The 25,051-nt window shown below is 44.8% G+C and carries 18 protein-coding genes and 1 pseudogene; 6 read left to right on the top strand and 13 right to left on the bottom strand.

The window, feature by feature from the left end:
• The 5 genes and pseudogenes from ACK5MF_RS07505 to ACK5MF_RS07485 form a co-directional block, all read right to left on the bottom strand.
• Positions 1-280, bottom strand: a pseudogene (locus ACK5MF_RS07505) (helix-turn-helix domain-containing protein); the annotation flags it as partial.
• Positions 281-357: 77 nt separating this feature from the next.
• Positions 358-786, bottom strand: coding sequence for a cysteine desulfurase sulfur acceptor subunit CsdE (gene csdE, locus ACK5MF_RS07500; RefSeq protein ID WP_416920866.1), 429 nt, complete (start codon positions 784-786; stop codon positions 358-360).
• Positions 787-803: 17 nt separating this feature from the next.
• Positions 804-1,613 carry a tRNA cyclic N6-threonylcarbamoyladenosine(37) synthase TcdA gene (gene tcdA / locus ACK5MF_RS07495; RefSeq protein WP_416920864.1) on the bottom strand — a complete coding sequence of 270 codons (810 nt, stop codon included), beginning with the start codon at positions 1,611-1,613 and terminating at the stop codon, positions 804-806.
• 109 nt (positions 1,614-1,722) lie between these two features.
• On the bottom strand, positions 1,723-2,826 hold the full coding sequence (mltA, locus tag ACK5MF_RS07490; RefSeq protein ID WP_416920862.1) for a murein transglycosylase A: 1,104 nt from the start codon (positions 2,824-2,826) through the stop codon (positions 1,723-1,725).
• A gap of 75 nt (positions 2,827-2,901) precedes the next feature.
• A complete protein-coding gene (locus ACK5MF_RS07485) occupies positions 2,902-3,354 on the bottom strand; it encodes a DUF2850 domain-containing protein (protein WP_416920860.1) in 453 nt (150 codons plus the stop codon).
• Between the two features lie 155 nt (positions 3,355-3,509).
• Here ACK5MF_RS07485 and argA point away from each other — a divergent pair, with 155 nt between their 5' ends.
• Complete coding sequence (gene argA, locus ACK5MF_RS07480) at positions 3,510-4,850, top strand: amino-acid N-acetyltransferase (protein ID WP_416920858.1); 1,341 nt, start codon at positions 3,510-3,512, stop codon at positions 4,848-4,850.
• Between the two features lie 253 nt (positions 4,851-5,103).
• Positions 5,104-5,283: a hypothetical protein gene (locus tag ACK5MF_RS07475; protein ID WP_416920856.1), complete on the top strand. Its 180-nt coding sequence runs from the start codon at positions 5,104-5,106 to the stop codon at positions 5,281-5,283.
• A gap of 52 nt (positions 5,284-5,335) precedes the next feature.
• Here ACK5MF_RS07475 and recD read toward each other — a convergent pair whose 3' ends face one another.
• The 3 genes from recD to recC all read right to left on the bottom strand — a co-directional run bounded on the left by recD (position 5,336) and on the right by recC (position 15,060).
• Positions 5,336-7,570 (bottom strand): exodeoxyribonuclease V subunit alpha, encoded by a 2,235-nt coding sequence (gene recD, locus ACK5MF_RS07470; protein ID WP_416920854.1) that lies wholly within the window; start codon positions 7,568-7,570, stop codon positions 5,336-5,338.
• Positions 7,567-11,187, bottom strand: a complete 3,621-nt coding sequence (gene recB, locus ACK5MF_RS07465) for an exodeoxyribonuclease V subunit beta (protein ID WP_416920852.1) — start codon at positions 11,185-11,187, stop codon at positions 7,567-7,569. Before recB ends, recD begins: the two co-directional genes overlap by 4 nt.
• 360 nt (positions 11,188-11,547) lie before the next feature.
• Entirely contained in the window at positions 11,548-15,060 is a 3,513-nt protein-coding gene (gene recC, locus ACK5MF_RS07460; RefSeq protein WP_416920850.1) for an exodeoxyribonuclease V subunit gamma, read from the bottom strand.
• 190 nt (positions 15,061-15,250) lie between these two features.
• Here recC and ACK5MF_RS07455 point away from each other — a divergent pair, with 190 nt between their 5' ends.
• The gene (locus ACK5MF_RS07455) at positions 15,251-15,547 is read left to right on the top strand and encodes a YebG family protein (RefSeq protein WP_416920848.1); all 297 of its coding nucleotides are present in this window, start codon (positions 15,251-15,253) and stop codon (positions 15,545-15,547) included.
• A gap of 356 nt (positions 15,548-15,903) precedes the next feature.
• On the top strand, positions 15,904-16,935 hold the full coding sequence (gene dapD, locus ACK5MF_RS07450; RefSeq protein WP_416920846.1) for a 2,3,4,5-tetrahydropyridine-2,6-dicarboxylate N-succinyltransferase: 1,032 nt from the start codon (positions 15,904-15,906) through the stop codon (positions 16,933-16,935).
• A gap of 169 nt (positions 16,936-17,104) precedes the next feature.
• Here the strand turns inward: dapD and ACK5MF_RS07445 are convergent, their stop codons facing one another.
• Genes ACK5MF_RS07445 through rppH form a run of 5 tightly spaced genes read right to left on the bottom strand, consistent with a single transcriptional unit; the run spans position 17,105 to position 22,426 of the window.
• Complete coding sequence (locus ACK5MF_RS07445; protein ID WP_416920844.1) at positions 17,105-17,956, bottom strand: thymidylate synthase; 852 nt, start codon at positions 17,954-17,956, stop codon at positions 17,105-17,107.
• A gap of 24 nt (positions 17,957-17,980) precedes the next feature.
• Entirely contained in the window at positions 17,981-18,817 is an 837-nt protein-coding gene (gene lgt / locus ACK5MF_RS07440) for a prolipoprotein diacylglyceryl transferase (protein ID WP_416920842.1), read from the bottom strand.
• A 34-nt stretch (positions 18,818-18,851) separates the two neighbouring features.
• On the bottom strand, positions 18,852-19,646 hold the full coding sequence (locus ACK5MF_RS07435) for a sulfite exporter TauE/SafE family protein (protein WP_416920840.1): 795 nt from the start codon (positions 19,644-19,646) through the stop codon (positions 18,852-18,854).
• Positions 19,647-19,655: 9 nt separating this feature from the next.
• A complete protein-coding gene (ptsP, locus tag ACK5MF_RS07430; protein WP_416920839.1) occupies positions 19,656-21,905 on the bottom strand; it encodes a phosphoenolpyruvate--protein phosphotransferase in 2,250 nt (749 codons plus the stop codon).
• Positions 21,906-21,907: 2 nt separating this feature from the next.
• On the bottom strand, positions 21,908-22,426 hold the full coding sequence (gene rppH / locus ACK5MF_RS07425; RefSeq protein ID WP_165312156.1) for an RNA pyrophosphohydrolase: 519 nt from the start codon (positions 22,424-22,426) through the stop codon (positions 21,908-21,910).
• A gap of 635 nt (positions 22,427-23,061) precedes the next feature.
• On the opposite strand from rppH, the gene mutH reads away from it, so the two are divergent.
• Positions 23,062-23,727 (top strand): DNA mismatch repair endonuclease MutH, encoded by a 666-nt coding sequence (mutH, locus tag ACK5MF_RS07420; protein ID WP_416920837.1) that lies wholly within the window; start codon positions 23,062-23,064, stop codon positions 23,725-23,727.
• Between the two features lie 249 nt (positions 23,728-23,976).
• Positions 23,977-25,011: an NADP(H)-dependent aldo-keto reductase gene (locus tag ACK5MF_RS07415; RefSeq protein ID WP_416920835.1), complete on the top strand. Its 1,035-nt coding sequence runs from the start codon at positions 23,977-23,979 to the stop codon at positions 25,009-25,011.
• Positions 25,012-25,051: the final 40 nt, after the last annotated feature.

Here is a 25,051-nt window from a genome sequence, read left to right as displayed (position 1 = left end):
TCGTTAACGTCGTAGGGAAAGAGAGGTTTAACACCGCGCTAGTGTGTCTGACAGACCAGCCCTTTGTCCACAATAATTGCAACGCTTCCAGCTTAGCTTCCGCACTAAGAGAATGGCCATCAATTAAAAATGAATTTGAACCATGCATAGTGAAAACATGAGCCCAATAACGAACATGTTTTGTTGGGACAGAATATTTTTCAGCGAGCTCTCGAGGAGTGGAGCCATCAAGATACTTTTTAGCTACTTTGTACTTTATCTCGCGACTGTATTTGGACATAAATAATATACACCCAATAATTTGTTTTCCAACTATTGTAGTTCACTTCAGAGCATGGGAACGAGAGATAGAGAAGCTTAAACTGCGATGTTTTTAATTGTGTCAACTATCGCCTTCAAACCATTCCCTCTTGAAGGACTCAAATGCGTAATCAGCCCAAGCTGTTCAAAATAACCGTCGATATCGAAATCCTGTATCTGCTGTGAAGTTTTGCCGTCAAAAACCGCCATCACTAAAGCAATTAAACCACGCACAATACGGGCATCGGAATCGGCGCAAAAATGCCAGATACCATTTTCTTGCTGGCTAACCAACCAGACTAAGCTTTCACATCCCGAAACCGTCACTTGTTCACTTTTCAGTTCTTCCGGCATCACAGGTAGCTTCTTACCCCACTGAATGACCTGACGGTAGCGATCTTCCCAACCGCCAAACTGCTGCATGGCCTGCACAATATCATCGCTGGTAATGTCAGTGCCGAAAGGTGAAAGCGGAAAAGCAGTCATGATCAATACCCCAGTGGTTACTTGCTGTGTTTCTGGATGATTTTTTCTACGATACGCGCAACGGCTACAAAGCCGAAAGTTGCGGTAACGACGGTAGCAGCACCAAAACCGGAAGCGCAATCCATCCGTTTAGGTCCCTCTGCCGTTGATTTGGTTGCGCATACCGAACCATCGGCTTGCGGATATTTTAACTGCTCGGTTGAGAATACACAGTCGATCGCAAACTTGCGCGCCGGATTAGTCGGGAAATTATGATGTTGACGTAGGCGATCTTTAATTTTCTTCGCCAGTGGATCTTGAATGGTTTTGGTCAGATCGGCCACTTTGATTTGCGTAGGGTCAGTCTGACCACCCGCGCCGCCAATGGTAATCACTTTGATCTTGTTGCTGCGACAATAAGCAAGCAAAGAGGCTTTAGCTTTTACACTGTCAATCGCATCCAGCACGTAGTCATACTCTTTAGTCAGATACTGATGCTGGTTGTCAGGCGTGATGAAATCATCAATCAAATTAACTTTGCACTCAGGGTTAATTAACTTAACGCGCTCTGCCATCACTTCAATTTTGCTTTGGCCAACGGTTCCGGACATGGCGTGGATTTGGCGGTTAATGTTGGTGACACAAACATCATCCATATCAATTAGCGTCAATTCACCAATCCCTGTTCTTGCCAATGCTTCAACAGCCCATGAACCGACACCGCCGATACCAATCACACAGACGTGAGCTGCACGTAGAATATCAACTTCGCTATTGCCATACAGTCGACGAGTACCACCGAAACGTTGGTTATAGCTATCTGAGGCTGGAGTATCGAGTTCACGCATGACAACAATCCAAATAAAGAGGGTTCAAAAACAAAGAGTGCGATTTATACGCACTCTTATTATAAATGTCCAGATGTTCACTTAACCGCTAGCAAATTGGATTTAGTCGTTATTCCAACTTTTCTGGCGGCAGTGCCCAAGGCGCTTGCAGTGGAGAATCTGCCAGCCCGAGTTTCCAGACTCGTCCGAAATGCTTGTAATGTCCAGCTTCAGTGCCTGCTCGAGGTCCCATGCCGTGGTAGAGGTCAAGATGATTCTGTTTAACCGCGCCACCCGTGTCTAATACGATTAGCAAGCGTAGCTGGTGAGCGCCAGACCAAGTTCCGTCAGCATTCAGTAGGGGAACTTCAGCCAAAATTGGTGTGCCCATTGGCAATAAAGTGCGGTCTCCCGCCACCGAAGCCATTGGCAATAAAGGAATACCTGCCGTCCCCGTTACCGGAGCTGCTGCTCTTGGCTGAAAGAAAACATACGACGGGTTCTGCTCTAACAGCTCTTTCACTGTCGCTTCATCGTTCGAGTGTGCCCACTCATTGATGGCTTTGAGTGACATCTTTTCCCGTTCAACTAAGCCACGCTCGATAAGCACCTTACCAATACTCACGTAAGCTTTATTATTCTTCCCCGCATAAGCAAAGTATTCTAGCGTGTCGTCATCACCGAAATGTACAAAGCCACTGCCCTGTACTTCCATAATGAATGGATCAATTCGGTTTTCCGCGTAGCCCAACTCTAAGTCTTGACCATCTAATGCACCATCATAAATTTGAGCGCGTGTTGGGCATTCAACTTCGCAAACAGGCATTTTGTGAACAGGGTATTTAAAGGTTTCATCAGGTGTGTGGCGCAATTCAATCACAGGTGAAAAATACCCGGTGAATAATACGTTACCCTTTCCATCGCCACCGCCTAATTGAGCAGACTGAATACCAAACTTAGCTAACTCAGTAGTATCACCGCTCTCGATCACCCACTCATTGAGTTTCTGATATAAAGGCGCAAAAGTTTTCGCCATTGAAGGCGAGTTCACCACCACTTGCTCACTTTGTTTAGCAAATTCGGTAAAGTCACGCGGTTTATTTGAGTGGACCACATCAACCCTATTGAGGGTTTTGGCGAAAGGTTCATCCAGGTATTGTTGTGCTCTATCGGTCGGTTGAGCACAACCAAAAAGCAACGCCAAACTGGCGAAAGAAAGAAGGCGTTTTTTCACAGAATGCATCCCCTATAAAATTCGACCGAAAGGATGACAAACTAACTCATGAAGCGCAATTGCGAAATTGTTAAATTATTTTTTTTCTGACATTCGGAAAATCGCTTTATAGTGCCCATCCGTCACCTGCTTCATTTCCCTGTTGTCTGAATCTGTCATTTGGAATTTATAATTCTGCCCGGCAACTTTGAACGTTAAGTAGCGACCATCAAAGTCATAACGCGTTGTATATACACGCCCTTCCATGGCAATACCATCAGGTCCGATATCGAATTCTCTGGCCGAGTAATAAGCAACATCTTGCTCTATCCAAACACCATACACTTCTTGCTTATGCGAAAAGGTATTTTTTATTTGTTCAAACACATTACTGTAAAGAATGGCAGCAACAATGCTTCCTAAAATAACCACCACAATGAGGAACAATTCCAATCGTTTTCTACTTTTTACACGACTGCCATTTGTTGCAGGCGTTGATTGTGAATTATTAAACGTTTTATCTCGATTTAAGTTTTCGGCTTTAGGCATCGTATCTCTTACTTTGAACTCATTTAAACGAATACTGCCAATACGGCATGGTAAAAATAGTAGCGCTCAACTACTAAAAACCACTTGCTCACACATGAATAAAAAGTCATTATTCAAACATATTTAACCAACCATAAATATAAAGAGTGCCATCAGTGAAAATTCGTAGTACCGCTCTTGTTAAAGGCTTTAGACAGTCAGCTCCCTATGTTAACGCTCACCGTGGAAAAACCATGGTTGTTATGGTGGGCGGCGAAGCGATTGCCGATAAAAATTTCGCCAATATTATTAGTGATCTCGCCCTACTTCATAGTCTTGGCGTCAAAGTAGTGCTCGTTCACGGCGCACGCCCACAGATAAATCAGATTTTAGAGACAAACAATCGCACAACCCCTTACCACAAAGGCATTCGTATCACGGACGAAGAAGCTTTAGGTTTGGTGATGCAAGCGGCCGGTCAGTTGCAACATGCCATTACCGCTCGTCTATCCATGAGCTTGAACAACACCCCAATGGCTGGCACTCAGCTTAACGTAGTCAGCGGAAATTTTGTTATCTCTCAACCACTAGGTATAGATGATGGTGTGGATTATTGCCACAGCGGAAAAATCCGCCGTATTGATATTGATGGCATCAACCGCATGCTCGATCAGGGCTCGATTGTACTGCTAGGTCCAATTGCAAGTTCAGTCACCGGCGAATGTTTTAACTTGCTCTCAGAAGAAGTGGCGACACAAGTTGCGATAAGATTAAAAGCTGAAAAGCTGATCGGCTTCTGTTCTGAACAAGGCATCATGGACAGCGAAGGCAATTCTATTGCAGAACTGTACCCTGCTGAAGTGAATAACCTGATTGAGAAAATGGAAGCTGAAGATAATTCCAATGGTGAGGAACGGTCGGGAACATTGCGTTTCTTAAAAGCAGCCGTAGCCGCTTGCCGTGCGGGTGTTCCTCGTAGCCATTTAGTCAGTTACAAAGAAGATGGTGCTTTAATCCAAGAACTGTTCTCTTTTGATGGTATCGGTACGCAAATCGTAAAAGCGAGCACAGAACAACTTCGCCAGGCGCAGATTGATGATATCGGTGGCATCTTTGATCTGATTCGTCCGCTTGAAGAACAAGGGATATTAGTACGTCGTTCTCGCGAACAGTTAGAACAAGAGATACACAAATTCACCATCATTGAAAAAGATGGTTTGATCATTGGTTGTGCGGCGCTTTACCCATATCCGGAAGATGATATGGCCGAAATGGCCTGTGTCGCTATTCATACCGAATACCGCGACAGTGATCGTGGCGCGCTTTTGCTTCGCCATATGAAGCAGCAAAGTAAGATGATGAATATAAACAAGTTATTTGTATTAACCACACACAGCTTGCACTGGTTTAGAGAGCAGGGATTCATTGAATATGGCGTCGAGTCATTGCCGATGTCAAAGCGCCAGCTTTATAACTATCAACGCCGCTCAAAGATCCTAATTCTTAAGCTTAAGTAACATAAAAACAATCAATCAATAGCAGATGCAATATTTATAACTGCTATTGATTGAATATTTAGTGTATCAGTTCGTATTTTAGTAGTTCATTAATTAATCACTTTTCATACAGTACAGGGCTGTGTAAAATCTCGCCACTCGTGATATAGATCACTTTATTGCATTGAGTTGGAATTCGACCTAAGGGCTTAACTTAGGGAGAGCACGGATTGCTTCAACGATAAATAACTTATTGAAGAGCAAACTAATTTATATGAAAACCGTAATTTGTAATTCGCTACAAAGCTTCTGGGATATGGCAGATCATGACTTCCTGGAAGGTCTAGATGTACATTGCGTGTTTCCCGTCAGTGACTACCTAAAAAGCTTTATCTTAGGCTCACAAACGCGCTATAAGATTCGCAATATCACTTTTTCAAAAGCCGTTTACTAACATCTTTTGTTAATTTGCCAGGCAACCAAGGAAGGTTGCTAAGATCTCTCCCCTAGCTTTTTAAGCGCTCCACTAAACCACTGGCTCGTTCGGTCTTAAACTGAATTCCTCGTTTAAGCACACCAATATCACAATACAAAGCCAAACGCTCTTTCGCTCGAGTAATAGCGGTGTAGATCAGTTCACGTGTAATGATTGGGCTGTACTCGGGAGGCAAAATCATAACGGTGAATTCAAATTCACTGCCCTGCGATTTATGAATCGTCATCGCATACGCCGTTTCATGCTGAGGTACCCGGCTGGGTAATACCGCTTTCACGCTACCATCGGGTAGCTCGAAATACACTTTGAGTCTCTGCTCTGTATCCTCTTCATCTCGCATACAGATACCGATATCACCATTGTACAAACCAAGGGCATGATCGTTCAGTGTGACCATAACCGGACGACCGTGATACCAAAGTTCCTGCTGCGTCTTAATTAAATTACGCGCCTGCAACGCACGCTCAATTCTCTGATTAAGACCAACCACACCAAAGTCACCTTCTCGTACAGCGCATAACAAACGGCTTTGACTGAACGCTTTTAATACCGCTTTTGCCTTGGTTGCCATAGATTCCAGTTCACAGCTTTCAGCTTCTTGCTGTTCGATAGCAGGTTTACTCGCTCGTTGCAGATAAACCGAATACGCATCCACCAATGATTTGAGCATTTGATTGTAAGTGTCACTGCTTAATGGATAATGGTGAATATCTTTGAACTCTTGTTTCCACACTTCATCTACTCGCGCCGTTTTTCCGCTGTTGATCGCTTTGGCTAATTGCCCAATACCAGAACGAGCATCAAAACGGTAGCTTTTTTGCAGCATACATAAGCTGTCTGCGACATTGCTACTGAGAACACTACTGTTGGAAAGACTGCTGTTGAAAAGACCGCCATTGGCAGGCTTAGCGCTAGCAGAAGTCAGAGATTCAAAACCTGTGAGCTCGGCAAGCAGCTTAGCTTGTGCCGCGCTATAACCATTTTCAATAAATGAGCAAATATCGCCAAGCACAGCGCCCGCTTCTACAGAAGCTAACTGATCTTTATCACCAAGTAGAATCAAACGAGCGTGGCCAGGCAGAGCATCAACCAATTTCACCATCATAGACAAATCAACCATGGAAGCTTCATCCACCACCAGCACATCTAAATGCAACTGATTTTTACTGTGATGGCGAAACTCCGCACTGCCCGGAATAGCGCCAAGCAGACGATGAATGGTGCTGGATGTGGTTGGAATAGCGGACTTTAACTCCGGCTCTACAGCTAAACTTTCTACCGCTTTACCAATAGATTCGGTCAAACGTGCTGCCGCCTTACCTGTTGGTGCGACCAACTTAATATTCGGTGTATGACCTTGCTGCTGCGATTGACGAATCAAAGCGGCGAGCAATTTGGTGACCGTCGTAGTTTTACCGGTTCCCGGCCCTCCGGAAATGACCGCAAAGCGACGAGTCAAAGCCACGGCGGCGGCTACTTTCTGCCAATTCAAACAGCAGCTCTCTGGAACGAGCAAATCCAGCGGTTGCAGATCTTCCATTCGCTGAACGCGGGTAAGCACGGCATCGATCGCACTCCAGTTAAGTTGGCTATCGTCTACCACATCAAGGAAATCACACACCATTCGCTGACGACTGACCTGAGAAGTCTCATTGCTTTTCAAACCGTTAAAAAGAAAGCGGTAGTCGCGTTCAAATAGCACATCGAGCAGCTCTCTCAGCTTTTGAATATCAGTAGGCTTTTGGACATGAACAGGCTTTTGGACATCAGTAGGCTTTAAGATCATCGGTGACCCAAAGCTCTGTAATCTGTGTGCCAGTGTCACTTCATAATGCCAATAACGATGCAAATAGAGTCTCTGCCCATCAAACATCAATGGAACAACTCCCTCTTGCAAGCCAACCAGCTTTGAGTTTGGCAGAATTCGATTCCAATCCGCATTGACCCATAGCGGATTAACCGCTAAAGCCGCATCAGCGTAAAGTCCCAACTTGGCAGACAGATCAACACTACTGCCATGGCTATCCCACAACGCTAAGCAAATATTGCCCCTACCGAGCTCCGCACTGACCGCGGCCACCAGTAGCAGAAAAGCATTTTTATCTGCTGCACTTAATTCGTTGCCAGACATTAACTCGTTGTCAGACAACAGAGAGGCAATGAAACGAGCAAACTGGTAGTCAAGCTGGCGAATACTGCCCTGCTTAGCCAAACGCGCTAATACATCCAAAGCTTGCGTGCTCATAATCCTAGCTCCATTTGCCCAGCAGAGTTTGTGCGTTCATCCGGCTCTTTACCTTGTATCAATAAATCCAATTCTTCTAACATGGTTTGGCTTGGTTTCGCACTGAAAATACCGTGCTGTGCTTTACCATCAATACCGCGCAGGAATAGGTAATAAACACCACCAAAGTGTTTGTTATAGTCATAATGGGCTAAACGACTTTGCAAAAAGCGGTGCAATGCCAAAGCATAAAGTTGATATTGCAGATCGTATCTGTGCTCGGCCATTGCCAAAGCCAAGCGTTCACCATGATAAGCCTCGACTTCATCGCCAAGATGGTTCGACTTCCAGTCCAGTACATAGTATTTACCTTGATGCTCAAACACTAAGTCGATAAAACCTTTCAACATACCCTGCACTGTGTAGAAACCTAAATCTCCAGCTTTAGCTGATAAAGGATCATGACGTTGCACGACACGATTTAACGCCGGAGCAGTCAGCACTTCAATCGGCAATAAAAATTCCATCTCAACCAATCTCTGATGAGGCTGTTTTTGGTTAAGCAGTAACTTTTTACCATCTAACGGAGTCGCCAACACATCGTTCACCAGCTTTTGCATCACAGGTAACCATTCCATCTCTAACTGCTCTAATTCCAACAGATGAGTAATGATTTTCGTGTTGTGCTCACTCGTTGCTGGCTCCGTAAACTCAACCTTTTCAAACACAGTGTGCAAGAAAGTACCGGGGCGAGCACCACGCGGAAAGTTAAAAATGGTGCGATCTTTTTCTATGGGCGCAAGCTCATCATGTTCCTCGGCTGAATCGACATCAAAGCCACCAATTTCGACCGTTGCATCATGCTCTTTTTGATGGCTAACTTGTTTTACCAAGCCTGAATAACTGGTAATACGCCAATAGCGGTCAATCTCACAGCTTAACTGTTTGGCTTTAAGCTCTGGTAACGGCTCAACAACTGGCGTGAAGATTGTGTCATGGGGTTCTGGAGGAGAAGTAACCAAGACACAAGCTAGCTTACTCGCATGCGCTGCAACGGATTGAGACAGAAGGTCGATTCCGCCTTCTTGTCCGTTTTGCAACAAATGACCAATCGCACTGTGGTGCACACCCGTTGGCTCTTTAGTTGCACGACCATTGCGCAAAGGCGCAACACCGATAAAACAGCCATAAACAGAGCGGGTTAATGCCACATAAATCAAACGTAAATCTTCCGCTAAACGTTCTTTGTCCGCCTGCTGTAATGCTTGTTTATCACCGGTGATATCAAGCAGAGTCTGACCACTATTGCTGTCGTAATATTTACCTTCGCTCGCTTCTCGGTAACTGACCACAAACGGCAGAAATACTAAGTCGTATTCCAAACCTTTGGATTTATGGATAGTGACGATCTGTACCAAGTTTCTTTCGGACTCAAGGCGTTGGATGGCTTCATCGTTGCCTCCCATTCCTTGTTCAGCATCGCTAATTGTCTGAGCGAGCCAACGCAGCAAACCGTGGTCACTGTCGATATCTTGGGTCGCTTGTTGCAACAATTCGCTGATGTGCATGAAATCAGTAAGATTTCGTTCACCATCCACCTCTTCCAACCAACGTTCGGCAATATGACGCAGGCTTAAAACCGAACGTAGCATTGGCAGCACACCCCGTTCTAGCCAAAGTTGGCGATACTGTTTAAATTGGTTAACGGTGTTTTCCCACTCGTTTTCATCGTTATTAAGCGCATCAAGTTGTTTAGAGTTCAGAGCAAACAATGGCGAGGCTAAAGCGGCGCGCAGCGCTCTGTCATTTTCAGGCGTCAGCACCGCCTGTAGCAAACGTTGAATATCTTGAGCAATTGCACTGGTAAATACACTGTCTCGGTTAGACAGATACACACTGGCAATACCTTGTTTCGCCAGTGATTCTTTAATCATTCGCCCTTCATTACCCGTGCGAACCAATACGGCAATGTCACCCGCTTGAATCGCTTTGTTTTTACCACTACTAAAGTGCGCCTGACCTTGTTGCGCCGCCGTTAAAATGGTTTGGATCTGACTCGCTGTAGCCTGCGCCATAACATCCAAATAACTGCCCTTGGTTACTGGCGAACCTTCCGTTTCTTGCAGCCAATAAGTCAATGCAGGTTGCTTCTCGCCGTTCAGCAGCCACTCTTTTTTCGCTGCATATGGATTTGGACTAACCGATGTAAAAGGTATATCTGCATCGTAAATAAATGGACTATCAGCCAGCTTAAAGACTTGGTTAACCGCCGCTACCATATCAGCGCTTGACCGCCAGTTGGTTCCCAAGCTGTAATGGGCTGCAACCTGATTACGCGCTTTAATGTAGGTAAAAATGTCGGCGCCACGGAAGGCGTAAATCGCCTGCTTAGGGTCACCGATCATAAACAAGCCACATTGAGGATTGTTCAGATAAATACGGCTAAAAATACTGTATTGCAGCGGATCGGTATCTTGGAATTCGTCGATCATTGCCACCGGATAAAGATGGCGAATGCGCTCTGCTAACAAGCCCTGCTCATCAGCATCAATAGACGCAGAAAGCTGACTTAGCAGATCATCAAACGACAACCACTGTTTGCTGGCTTTAGCTTTTGCCAGCATGACTCGACAATGATGGATAGCATGTACAGTTAAGGGCGCTTCAATCGTGATGGGCTGTGCTAAGAACAGCTCAATAACGTTAAAAATCTCAAGTTGAGGCGGATTACCTTGCTTCGATTTCTCCGCCAAGTTGCTTTGAGCAAACTCAGATAGTGCTTCCGGTACCAATAGATCATGCGTGGCAGAATTCGCCCACAAAGTCAGGCTTTCAATCCTTCTTAGCAAAGCATTTTGCGAGTTCTTATGCAGATCTGAGCCGGTAATACTCGGTTCTATTTCTTCTAATGCACTTAGCCATTGTTGCTTAATCGCTTCAATTTTAGTTAAGTTTTGCTGATGTAAACTGGCAAGGTCACCGGCCATCATCGGCGTAGTCAGAGACAAAGGGATACCGGTTAAATAGCCACCAATTGTTTTTAGCAGTGCCGCTGGCGATGACCATAAACGACGGACTTCAGCAGCTAAATTGAGTGGCAGAGGGTAAAACTGACGACGCCAGTAATCTGCGACGACCTGCGCTTTCAGATGACTTTCATCGGTGACAAACTCATTGCTAAAACGACTGCCAGATTCAAAAGCGTTCTGCGTCAGCATGCGTTGGCAAAAGCCGTGAATGGTATACACCGCCGCTTCATCCATCTGGCGTTCAGCATCTAGCAGCACCTTAGCTGCATACGCGTGATCGGCATAATCATTGAGTAAAGGTTCAATCACGGGGTCATCGCTGTGACCACGAGAAAAGGCTAGGCGGGCATCATGGATACGCGCTCGGATACGGTCACGTAGTTCAGCGGTCGCCGCTTCAGTAAAGGTGACCACCAAAATTTGATCGACGGTCAAAGGCACTTGATGGCGACTTTGCTCATTTCCATGACCTAGCAACAGGCGCAAATAAAGACCCGCAATAGTAAATGTTTTACCTGTACCGGCAGAAGCCTCTATCAAACGCGCACCATGCAAAGGAAACGTCATGGTTTCGAGTGGCGTGGCTACGATATTGGATGGAACATTCATTGATTGTTAAGCCTTTTCAGTTATAAACGAATCGCTATAAACGCATCGTTGTATCGCGAAATTTATGTGATCTTGTTTGCGTATTTATATGTTGGCACATGCAAATAAGAACAATCCATTGGTTATGCGAGACCTCTCACAGAACGCACCAATATGGAACATTACACTGCACCCACTTAATGCAAACATAGTTTAGAAAATAACCACATTATGGGTTAATTAAACAGTTAAATTAAACTGATTTCTAAACAAACGCTGCCTGCATTAACACCGAATAATGGTCCCTCTGACCTGTGGCCGTACAGCGAACGCCCTGCACCAATAATGATTTTCTGGCGGCCACTTATTTCTCTACATCTGCTACTCATCTGCACTACCCATTCTGTTGGTTTCGAAAACCGCATCAGCACTATCAATTACATCAGCACTATCCATTAACTGTAATCTTGCTGTTTGTAACACTAAGCAAGAAAGTAATTTTGCCTGTTGAGCAAGTTCATCATTCCAAGCAGGCCAAATACGTGCGATGTACGCATTGTTCCCTTCACCAGAAGTGGCATATCCGTCGTTAAAACAGTCAGCCATTTTTTTCAAAGATTTTTCTTCATCTTCAACCCACTTTCCGCGGTTGAAGCCTGCTTCAATACAAGCTAGTGCTGTTTTCGGGAAATAAGCGATCGGTGATGTCATTCCTTGATAAAAAAGGCGAATCAACTCATCCAATAACTTTTTAGCCAGTTGCTGGTTTGCTACGGGTGGCAAGATTTGGTGAAGCACACCCTCTTTGCGGTCATAACCCACCAGATGAGTTTTGCTGACAAAGCCCATCGCCGCGTGACACAGATGATCTATCCATGCTGCTAGCAAATCTTGCGCGCGAATGGAACCACTGCGATAACGCACTAGCCCCGATTGGAAACGTTTGGTCACCCAACCATTCAACTGAACAGGTTTAGACTCTCCAAGCACATGGCTAGTGATGTTGACTTCACCATCGTCTAGCGGTGATTGGCAGAGAAAGTGAATTTTCTCTAATACCTCTTCGGTTTGCACTCGGTTGACTGCAAACTCCAATTCGCCAAAAGCGCCAACAGGCAATTTACCCTGAGCACGTTGCTGCTGGATGAAGTGATGTAATGTGGCGTCTCTATCGCTTGTCGCATCGACGCTCAGCAACACATCAAGTAAATTATCACGCAGTTGATAGCTATGCAGACCGTCCAGAGCGAACGGTTCATCATCTTCCATCACCGCTAAAGGTGGTTCGAAAACCACTTTTAAACGACGATTGAAAAAGTACTGAACAGGCAGACGCCAAAAACGCTGTAGCTCAACCAAATCCAGCTCTAGCGAATAAGTCGCATCCAGTAAGTAATCATCCAATGGCAGATTAAACTCGCCAGCCGGAGTACCTTGACGCTGCGCCGCAGGTAACCACTCTTTGGCGTAACTTCCCGCTTCACTTAAGAAAGTTTGTGGACTAAATGGCACCATAGTGTGAACAGTGGATATCTTATCCACCAGCTTTTTGCCGGAATCATCACTTGGCAGCGCTTCATCCCCCGCTAAACAATAGTTTTGCTGACAGTATTCTAATAACTCGCTCACCAATACTGACGGCACACGCTCGGTATTGTCTTGGATTGAACGTCCGACATAACTAATATAAAGGCTTTGCTGTGCAGAGAGCAGCGCTTCCAAGAATAAGTATCTATCATCATCACGGCGTGAACGATCACCTCTTCGAGTTCGACCATTCATTAAATCAAAACCTTCGGAAGGCACGGAACGAGGGTAAACACCTTCGTTCATTCCCAATAAACAGACCGCTTTGAATGGAATCGAACGCATTGGCATCAGAGTACAGAAGTTCACTTGCCCGGCTAAAAAGCGCTGACTCACTCGAGTACCAGAAAGTTTATTGTTGAGGTATTCACTGATGATCGCAGACGCGATATCTTGGATGTAACCGGCATCAACAAGCTGCTCTTTTAATGAAACTAGCGTATCGCGAATCGATTTCAGCGCCATTTCACCGTCCAGATCGACAGCGAAGAAGTCATCAAGCAAATTGTGCAACACTTCCCGCCAGTCATCTATCGACTGAGTTTGCGTCAGCAAGGTTCGGTAACGACTCACATTTTCAATAAAGTGCGCCAGCTTGCCAGCGAGTTCTGCACTCATTCCCTGCACTTCGTTATAAGGCGCATACACATTGTCGCCGTGTTCAAACAAAGTGGTTGATGTTGGCATCGCGTAGCCAAGCAACATACGAGAAAGTCCAAACTGCCAGGTATTTTGCTCTGTATTTGGAAGCTCAAATTCTTGAGCGGTAGTGCTATCCAATCCCCAACGAATACCGGATTCTTCAACCCAGCGTTTTGCCAATTCAAATTCGCTTTCATCTAACGCAAAACGACTCATCATGGCTGGCGTTTCTAACAGTTCTAACAGCTCAGACGCCAAACAACGAGAATGCGGCAAATTCACCAACTGGATGAAAGCATTTAAGATTGGGCTCTCTTGATTGGCGGTTCGATCTGAAATCGAATACGGAATAAAACGTTCACCGGGCGCATTACCAAACACCGCCTGAATATAGGGGCTATAGGCATTGATATCCGCCACCATCACAATCACATCGCGCGGCTTCAATGCCGGATCACGGTCAAACATGGCTAACAGTTCATCATGCAGAATCTCCACTTCACGCATTGGGCTGTGGCAAGCATGAATGGTTAGCGAGCGATCTTGAGTGTTGATGGTGGGTTTGTGAGTACTGCTATCAAGCCGATGATCATCTTGATGCTCCTCAAGATGCAAAATATCCGCTTGCAACTGCTGCAGTAAGCTTTCTCTTGCAATATCGATAAACAGCTCATGCTCTTCGTTATCATCTTGTGCCAGCAAATAGAGGTTATCACGCCCCAATTTGCCCATTGATGCTAATAAGCTGTTACCTATCGCATTGCTAATATGTAGCTCATCTTCGGCAATATTGCGGTCAATGTCGCCTTTAAGTGGCGATATTTCCCCTATCACTGACAATGTTTGCCCGCTTAAAGCCAGTTGTTTACGGCGCTGGTTTTCGATTCGAGCCAAATATTTACGATCTCGAATATCTCCCCAGTAATGTTGGCAAGGATTGGTAAACATTAGGTGTACGTCAATGTGCTCGCCTAATGCTTTTAATGCCTCCATATAACGCGGAGGCAGAGAGGAAATACCAAAGATAAACAGCCGTTTCGGCAGTTTCTCAAGCGGCACATGTCCACTGGCTAGCGTTTCAATAAAACGTAAATATAAGTTGGCTCGGTGATAGTGCGATTGCTGCTGATGAGTCACCGTATAGTCGTAAAGCTGCTTCCACAAAATAGCTTGCCACGGGTGCTCGTCACCGATTTCTTCTACCGTTTCTCCATTCTCCCAAGCTTCAATCCAATCGGGTCGATACACCAGATAGCCATCAAAAATATCTGCGATTTTTTCCGCTAATTGGTAGAGCTTAGAGTGGTCAATATCGTCTTTAAGGTAACTTTTTAATGCAGAGAACGCTTCAGACTCCATCTGGGTCGGTAGCACTTCCATTAACTTCCACGTCATTGCCTCTTTGTTAAAGGCGCTACGCTCTGGCACGTCAGGCAGAACATGAGTGAACATTTGCCAGATAAAGGTCGCTGGTAACGGAAAATTGATGTTGGCTGCGATTCCCAGTTCTTTTGCCAACGCCATTTTCAACCACTGTGACATACCCGGGCTCTGCACCAAGATTTGCTCTTTTTCAAACGGATTTTCCAGCGGCGCGGCTTTGATTAAATGCACCAGCAAGATTTTTAAGGTATCGACTTTATTGGAATGGTAAACAGTAAACACAATTCACTCATGCAGTTTTCAGCTATGTTGCTGTTGAGATTAGCATAAGTGGTATCAAGGCTCGAACAAAGAAAATGAGAACCTATAGACAGATTGACTGAAGTATCAGCTTTATAGTCTTAACCTAGACATTTAGCGAATAAACCTGTATAAACACACAGTAATTTAAAAGCAATTTAGAGGATGGACCATGGCTGTCATCGTTAAGTACGTGGTGGAACGCAACGGAGAAGAGAAAATGACTTTTACCTCGAAAGCCGAAGCTGACGCTTATGACAAAATGCTGGATATCGCGGACGAGCTATTCGAGCTGATCGGTAAGAGTGAACTGATTGAAGATGAAGCGAAAACGGAAGAACTGGCAATGTTCTTAGCTCAGAACAAAGATGATGTTCTGGTCGCTTTAGGTGCAAAACGTAAACCTGCGCCACCAGCAAAGAAACCAAAAGCAGTAAAGACTGAAGAAGCCGTCGACGACGCTGCGTAAAAGTCGATATTCGATTTATACCTGTCATCCTGGAAAATACGCAGTATTTATCCGGGATCTCTCTCTTGCGCATGATGCGAGGTTTATATTTTTGCCTTCGCAGGAATGGCAATATTGGGTTTGTCATCACTCTGAACCGCTGCTTAGCCAGCGGTTTTTTATATTGTTGAATATCTATTCCATCCAGAGAGATGTATCGTTAAACAGACAAAAGGTATCGTTCTACGGACTTATTGCTTTTTTGCTCTTTTATCAGCGAAAAAGTCTCTTTATGATGACCATCAGATAATTAATGCAGCGACTTAGCTCAACCAGTTGCCTGCTATACCCAATTCAAATTAATACGGAGAGCAAACATGGCGCATTTTGCACTTGGTTTCGGTACGGCGACTAAAAACCGTGATGGAAAAATTATCGAAGCATACTTCCCTGCACCAGTTCTAAATCCAAGCGACGCTTTAGTTGCTGACCTAGCAGCTATTGCAGGTTACACAGATGGCAATCAAGCTGTCGAAATTTCTGTTGAGCAAAGCGCACAGCTAGCAACCGCGTTTGCTGATAACGGTCAAGTTGTTAACGCTTCATTCGCAGAAAAAGCCGCAAGCTCTGCTCAACCGCTGGTGCTTGTTGTTCTAGCCGCAGATGAGAAACCTCAATCTGTTGCAGAAGGCTTCCTGAAACTACAACTTATTTCAAACCGCCTAGTGAAGCCACACGGCACAGTGCTTGATGGTATTTTCGGTCTACTGCACAACATCGCTTGGACAAATGAAGGTCCAATCGATCTGCCTGAACTGACAGAGCGCCAAATTGAAGCGCGCCTAGCAGGTCGCCCTCTGACAGTCGATTGCGTAGACAAATTCCCTAAAATGGTGGATTACGTGGTTCCAGCAGGTATCCGTATCGCTGATACTTCTCGCGTACGTCTTGGCGCACATGTAGGCGAAGGCACAACTGTAATGCATGAAGGTTTCATCAACTTCAACGCTGGTACAACAGGCGTGAGCATGGTTGAAGGTCGCATTTCGGCAGGTGTTCTGGTCGGTAACGGTTCAGACATCGGTGGTGGTGCGTCTATCATGGGCACACTGTCTGGTGGCGGTACTGTCGTTGTTTCAATCGGTGAAAACTCACTACTAGGTGCAAACTCAGGTCTTGGTTTCCCTCTAGGCGACCGTTGTACGGTTGAATCTGGCTTATACGTAACAGCAGGTACCAAAGTACGTATGCTGGATAAAGATGGCAACGAAGTAGAAATTGTAAAAGCGCGTGATTTAGCAGGCGTATCAGATCTGCTATTCCGTCGTAACTCGCAAACCGGTCAGGTTGAATGTCTGGCAAACAAGTCAGCGGTTGAACTGAACAGCGAGCTGCACAGCAATAACTAATCAAAATCTCCGTCATCCCAGAAAATGCGTAGCATTTATCTGGGATCTGGCTTTTTCGCATGATGCTAGGATTTAGATTCCTGCCTTCGCAGGAATGACGATATTGGGTTTGTCATCAGTCTGAGGCGCTTAACGCGCCTTTTTCTATGTCCGTTTCCATGTCCGTAATTTAAACTGAAAACGGATACTGAATTGGGGCATGGAATTCGTAACCCGTGATTTCGAAATCATCCATCGTGACCCATGTTTCCAAATCTTGCAGTGACTTAATCTCTGGGTTGATATGGAATTGAGGTGCCGCCAGTGGTTCACGTTTCAGTTGCACGTCGCGCATTAACGCCAGTTGATCTTCATAGATGTGCGCATTGACAATTTTATGGAACGCCTGCCCCGGCTTCTTACCGGTAATCTGTGCCATAACCGCAAGAAAAACATAGACTTGAACCATATTAAAATTCAAACCAAGTGGGACATCGCATGAACGCTGGGTACTGTTCAGATATAGAGTGTCCCCCAGCAAAGAGAAGTGATGGCTGTACATACAAGGGCGTAAACAGCCCATATGGAACTCACCTGGGTTGTAGAAATTGATAATTTCACCGCGATCATCCACACCACGTGTTAAGTCATCTACGATTTTCTTAAGCTGGTCGATATGACCGCCATCCGGTTTTGCCCACGCACGACCTTGAACGCCGTAGACTCGCCCCATATCATCCTCACCTTTACGGTAAGGATTGTTGAGCCACGCTTCATTTAGGTTTGCATTGGCATCCCAGGTTTTGGTGCCTAACTTGCGAAAATCTTCCGCGTTATCATAGCCACGAATGTAACCCAGCAGCTCAGCAACCGCTGCCTTCCAGAAGCTCTTGCGAGTAGTGACGAGTGGGAATTGATTGTTGGCAACGTCATAAGTTAAGTCAGCATTAATAACGGTAAGACAACGTTTACCAGTGCGCTCATTTTCAATCCAAACACCTTCATCAACGATTCTCTGACAGAGATCCAAATACTGTTTCACAAAATACCCTTACTTAGTTGCAACTTACTTATTTTTAACTGATTTACTTTTAACTACGTCATCTTTGTACAGGCCACGTTTGTACGCCCACACCATCATTAACACACCTAAAACTATCATTGGCAGTGATAACAGTTGTCCCATTGACGCAATACCGCCAAGAAGGAGGCCAAGTTGTACGTCTGGCTCGCGAACATATTCAACAAGGAAACGGAATGTACCATACCCTGCAAGGAATAGCCCTGAAACCGAACCCAGTGGACGAGGCTTTTTGATAAACCAGTTAAGAATAAAAAATAGAACCACACCTTCAAGAGCCATCTCATAAAGCTGCGATGGATGACGAGGAAGCGGACCGCCATTTGGGAAAACAAACGCCCAAGGCACATCCGTTACACGCCCCCAAAGTTCGCTGTTCATAAAGTTCCCCAAACGCCCCATTCCTAAACCAAAAGGCACGAGAGGAGCAACAAAATCCGCGACACCAAAGAAGGTACGTCCATTCTTTCTCGCATACCAAATCATGGCAGAGATAACACCTAGCAAGCCACCATGGAATGACATACCGCCAGTCCAGACTTTAAATAGGTACAAAGGATCGGCTAAGAACATCTCGAAATTGTAGAACACCACGTAACCAACACGTCCACCAATCACCACTCCTAAAAAGCCAGCAAATAATAAATCCGATACTTGTTCACGATTCCACGCACCGTCTGATTTATCTGCACGACGGTTGGCAAGCCACAGAGCAAATAAGAAACCGACCAGATACATCATTCCGTACCAACGCACAGAAATCGGGCCTATAGCAACCAGAACGGGGTCAATATTCGGAAATTGGAGATAACCCTGAGACATAAATTACGTTCTCTTCTACTTAATCAAAAAGGAATTACTGGACCAACATGGTTACAGCAACAAACATAAGAAATACAGCAAAAATTCGTTTCAAAGATGCGGTAGGAAGCTGCGTCGACAACTTGGCACCAATACGTGTTGTCAACATTGAAGTCGCCGCAATGGCCACTAATGCAGGAAGATAAACATAGCCCCAACTGTATTGAGGTAAATCCACCATCTGATAGCCACTGACCACGAAACCAAGCATCCCCGAAACTGCGATACCAAAGCCACAGACGGCAGAAGATCCTACGGCTTTTCGCATTTCGACTCCATGGCAATTCAAAAATGGAACCGAAAGCGAGCCACCACCGACCCCAACAAGACTAGAGATAACACCAATACCACCGCCACATAATGCGGTAATCATTGCACTTGGCATCGGACGAAGTGAAGCCACCTTGATGGAACGAAACATCTGCCAGCTTAGCATCATGACAATAATGCTGAACACTTTGGGTAGATATTGATACGGAATCCAATCAGCCACTGTCGCGCCGAAATAGCCACCAATCACAACGCCAGGCATCAGCCATTTAACGGCGAACATGTCCACATTACCGAGTTTGAGATGGCTTAATGCAGAAGAAGATGAGGTGAGGATGATGGTCGCGAGTGACGTTGCTAACGCCATATGCATTAAAATTTCTGTTGATATACCGATCCGAGGCAACAAAAGAACCAACGCTGGCACAACAACCAGACCACCACCGATACCGAGTAAACCCGCGAGCACGCCAACAACAGACCCTAACAACAAAAATAGAGCCAGTAATTCAAAATTCACATCTCATTCCTATTTTTTGCCAGCGCGAACAAAACCTGCAAGCCCTTGTTGTTCGAAATACCCTATCATCATATTGTAAATATCTTTACCGTAAGGTTGCATCAATGCTTTGTCAGTAAGTGCTGTTAATTTTGACTTTTTTGCGTGTCGTACGAGGTATTTCACTTTAGCGACGTTAGATGTGTTCATACTTAGTGCCGTGTATCCCAAACCGATAAGCAGCAGAGAACCGATTGGGTCACCTGCTAACTCACCGCAGACACACACTGGAATATTGTGTGTGGCACAAATTTGTTGAATTTGCTTCAACGCCATGACGACAGCCGGATGCATAGATTCATAGACATCAGCCACACGGGAATTGTTCCTGTCTACCGCCAACAAATATTGCGTTAAGTCATTAGTACCTACAGAAACAAAATCGATTTTATCCGCGATTAAAGGCAATAAATACAGCATGGATGGCACTTCGACCATGATACCAATTTGTGGCATGACAATAGCTGGGTCTAGTTTTATCGCCTCTTTGTACGCTTGATGAATCAACTTGATTGCATCATCCAACTCATTGGTACCTGAAATCATAGGTAGCAGAATACTGAGATTATTGTGCGTTTTGCTGGCGCGCATCATGGCTCGAAGTTGGATAAGAAAAATATCAGGGTGATCAAGGGTAAAGCGAATACCTCGCCACCCTAAAAATGGGTTGTCCTCTTCTATCGGCAAATATGGCAGTGGTTTATCACCGCCAATATCCAACGTGCGCATCACAACGCGTTTATCTGGATAAGCATTGAGCACGCTGCTGTATTGCTGAATTTGCTCTTCTTCCGATGGGAAACGATGTTGCAGCAAAAATGAGAATTCAGTTCGATACAGCCCAACGCCATCAACCCCTTGATTAATTGCAATATTGGTGTCTGCACTGAGACCCGAGTTCAACATCAATTCGATATGACAACCATCTTGAGTGATCGCCGGTTGGGCTATCGCCTCATTCACCATATTCGACAGTTCACTCTCTTCATTCGCCAACGCTCGATACTCAGAGAGAATAGACTTCGCCGGTGAAATAAAGACTTTACCACTGTAACCATCAACGATACCGGTTTTACCATTGATATCCTTGAGATTTATCGAAACGCCCATCACCGCAGGAATGCCTAAAGCTCGGGACAAAATAGCCGCATGGGAATTTGCCGCCCCTTCAACAGAAACAACGGCTAATAACTTGTCTTTCGGTAAAGCAGCAAGAATGGTGGCGGTCAGCTCTCGGACCACCAAAATAATCGGTTCTTCTAACTGATGCTGTTCTTGCTCGGTATTGTGCAAAAAGAATAATAAACGCTGACCTAGCTCGCGGATGTCTTGTGCACGTTCACGCAGATAAACATCGGACATACGTGCGAAGCGGTTGGAATAACTTTCGACGACTTGGCGTAATGCCCAATCCGCTCTGTCACCTTTTTGGATCTGCGCTTTCAAATCTTTGCGCAACATAGGGTCATTCAAAAGGTGGGTAAACAGATCGAAGATCGCCAAAGCTTCTTTATTGATATCGCTGTCGAGTTTTTTGCGCATTTTGCGAAAATCACTCAATGCGCTTTCAATCGCAAGCGCTAACCACTCTTGTTCACGATCGATATCTAACGTCGATGCAGGGTAAACTTCCGAAAGTTGTGGTTGAGTGTCGTCCCACCAGAACTCACCGATCGCAACCCCGGATGAAGCACCGATACCTGTGATGGAATGTTGCTTCTTCTTGTTAAGTAACCATTGTCCTTGGGTTTGCGCATGCGCCACAATAACTGCTAGCTGTGCCGCCAATGTTACCAGGAAAGAAACTTCCATTTCACTGAATGAACGCGGAGTCTTCTGCTGAACAACCAGAACCCCAAGAACTTGTTTACGGTAAATAATCGGAGTACCAAGGAAAGAGTGGTAAACCTCCTCCCCCAGTTGTTTGAAGTATTTGAAATTTGGATGTTTAGATGCTTCGGCTAAGTTAATCGGCTCTGCTGAACGTTTGACTAACCCCACCAGACCTTCTTCAAAACCGATATGAATTTTATCACCTTTGAATTTCAAGCCTTGGGTTGCCATCAGTTCTAAACGCTGCATTTCCTCGTTAGCAAGATAGACAGTACAGCACTCTGTTGCCATAGCGCTGCACGTTTGCTTAACAAAAATATCTAACGCCTGATTGACGTTCTCTACCTTTGAAACCTGTTCAACTATCTCCCTTAGCTGAGAAAGCATGTCTATCCTCTTTTATTTTTGCGTTTACCTTTAACTTTCCGCTCTTTAAACGGCATCGCTAATGAAGCAAATTCCTTCATTGCCCGACGATATACATCACGCTTAAAAGACACCACTTGTCTCACTGGATACCAGTAACTCACCCAGCGCCAACCATCAAATTCAGGGGAACTGCCACGTTGCATGTTAATCTTCGATTCATCACTTTCCAAACGTAGCAAGAACCATTTCTGTTTTTGTCCAATACAGACAGGTTGAGAATCCCAACGAACCAAACGCTTTGGCAATTTATATCTTAGCCAATGGCGACTTGTCGCAATGATTTTCACATCTTTCTTTGTTAGCCCAACCTCTTCGTAAAGCTCTCTAAACAAAGCTTGTTCAGGAGTCTCACCTTCATCGATTCCCCCCTGAGGGAATTGCCATGAATGTTGTCCGTATCGTTTCGCCCAGAATACCTGACCATGGTTGTTACAAATCACAATACCTACATTGAGTCGGTAACCATCGCCATCTATCACTGGCAAACCTCTAGTAAAATCTGTAATTGTTCTGATTTTTCCACATATCCCCAATATGAGCAAACTAACTAGTGTGATTCACACGATATTTATTATCGACAACTCACTGATAGAACATTTTTTAAGCGAAATATAAGTTATCAACAAAAGATTGCGAGCTAGACCACATTTATTCACGATTTCTGTGAATAACCATGTGAAGAAGACAGTGAACTGTGTAAAAAAAAGCATAAGCCCAATAAATACCTTAAATGGGAATAATATTCAAAACATCAATTTTATGTTATTAAACATAGAGTTAAATTAAACCCACCTGTTAGGGAACCAATCCAGCTAACATTGTGTTTTTAGATCACTTGGAGAGGTTAAAGATCAACCAATCTAACTGTTATCCACACGAGTAAAAAAAAATCGCTGAAAATACCATCACCTCAGTGGTAAATGACTGTACAAAGCCCTGTTTATTCATACATGAATGTACTATTTGCTCTGTTTTAATGTATTTTTTGTGGATAACTCAAAAAAAGATCATTATTCACCCACTATGTTCATTGTTCCATCAAGATCCTTTATCACTCTATTTTTGCTACAATCAGCGTCTTCGTTCTCATGATTAAGTTATTCGAACATTAGCAATGAAAGCAGAACCACAAAGCGAACAAGAGCTATTAGAAAGAGCCTGGCAAATAGCCGGAGTGAGCTATCAACAGTTAGCAGATGAAGCCAACATGATCGTTCCTCCTGATCTTAAAAAAGATAAAGGTTGGGTTGGTCAATTGTTGGAATGGCATCTGGGTGCTAGCGCAGGAAGTAAGCCTCAACAAGATTTTGAGGATCTTGGCATTGAACTGAAAAGCATTCCTATTGGTTATAGTGGTAAGCCATTAGAAACTACCTTTGTTTGTGTCGCGCCTCTTACCGGAGTGCATGGGCTAACTTGGGAAACAAGTCATGTACGAAATAAATTGTCTCGCGTGCTTTGGATCCCGGTCGAAGGTGAGCGTGAAATTCCGTTAGCAGAACGGCGAGTTGGCTCGCCTTTGATTTGGAGCCCTTCTGAGCAAGAAGAAGCGCAACTGAAAGCCGATTGGGAAGAACTGATGGAGTTCATTGTTTTGGGGAATATTTCGCAAATCACAGCCAAACACGGTGAAGTGCTGCAATTACGTCCAAAAGCGGCTAACGGCAGAATATTAACCGAAGCTTACGGTGCCAATGGAAAACCCATTCGCACCCTTCCACGTGGCTTCTACCTAAGAACCCAGTTCACCGCCAATATTCTACACAACCACTACGCTTAATTGAGTATCTGGTAAATATACTCAAACTACTTGGAGTTGCAGGTAGGCGACAAGTGAGTGAATCCCCATGAACATAGATAAACTATGTGATTGGGGTGAACGAACGTAGACCCCATACAAAAACATAATGCGCTGCAGCTTCAAGTAGGAAGAGTATAAAATTCATTTCCGTTTACACGCATAGTTCGCTTATAGTAAAAATTATCCTATAAAAGCTGTTTTAAATTCAGTGCCATACAAGGAAGGGCTATGCAATATACCAAACTGCCACACTCAACCTTAGAAGTGAGTAAACTCTGTTTAGGTACAATGACTTTCGGCGAACAAAATACTCAAGCAGAAGCGTTTAGTCAGCTAGATTATGCGCTCGAACGTGGGATTAACTTCATTGATACCGCTGAAATGTACCCAGTGCCAGCCAAGCAGGAAACACAAGGAAAAACCGAAGAGTTCATCGGTAATTGGCTTGAAAAATCAGGTAAGCGTGAAAAAATCGTTCTGGCGAGCAAAGTGTCGGGGCCAAATAGAAATACACCGATTCGCGAACATATGGCGCTCGATCACCGTAACATTCATCAAGCAATTAACGACAGTCTTTCTCGCCTAAAAACCGATTATATCGACTTATACCAGTTGCACTGGCCTCAACGCCCAACCAATATGTTTGGTCAACTGAACTATCCTTATCCAGATAGCCAGGAAGAGGTCACGCTCATTGAGAGCCTAGAAGCATTGAATGACTTAGTGCGTATGGGGAAAGTGCGTTATATCGGTGTATCTAATGAAACACCGTGGGGATTGATGACCTATCTGCGCTTGGCAGAAAAGCACGACTTACCTCGCATGGTCACTATCCAGAACCCATACAGCCTCCTAAACCGCTCGTTTGAAGTGGGTCTTTCCGAAATCAGTCACTTTGAAGGTGTTAAGCTGCTAGCCTACTCTCCATTGGCATTCGGTGCATTGAGCGGAAAATATCTCAATGGAGCACGCCCAGATGGCGCTCGTTGCAGCCTATTTGAACGCTTCCAACGCTACTTCACACCTCAAGGTGTCAAAGCAACCGAAGCTTACGTGAACTTGGCTCGTGAGTTTGCTTTAGATCCGGCACAAATGGCACTAGCCTTTGTTAACCAACGTCCATTTGTCGCTTCGACCATTCTCGGAGCGACCAATTTACAACAATTAAAAGCCAATATTGATAGCTTGGATGTGGAATTAAGCGAAGAACTGCTGCTTAAAATTCAACAGATTGGAACTACCTATTCCAATCCGTGTCCTTAACCATTCATTGGGGGCTAGAACAGTAACTAGCCCCTTTGCC

The organism is Vibrio sp., assembly GCF_047973365.1.
Taxonomy (GTDB): Bacteria; Pseudomonadota; Gammaproteobacteria; order Enterobacterales; family Vibrionaceae; genus Vibrio.
This window is presented reverse-complemented; position numbering and strand designations above follow the sequence as displayed.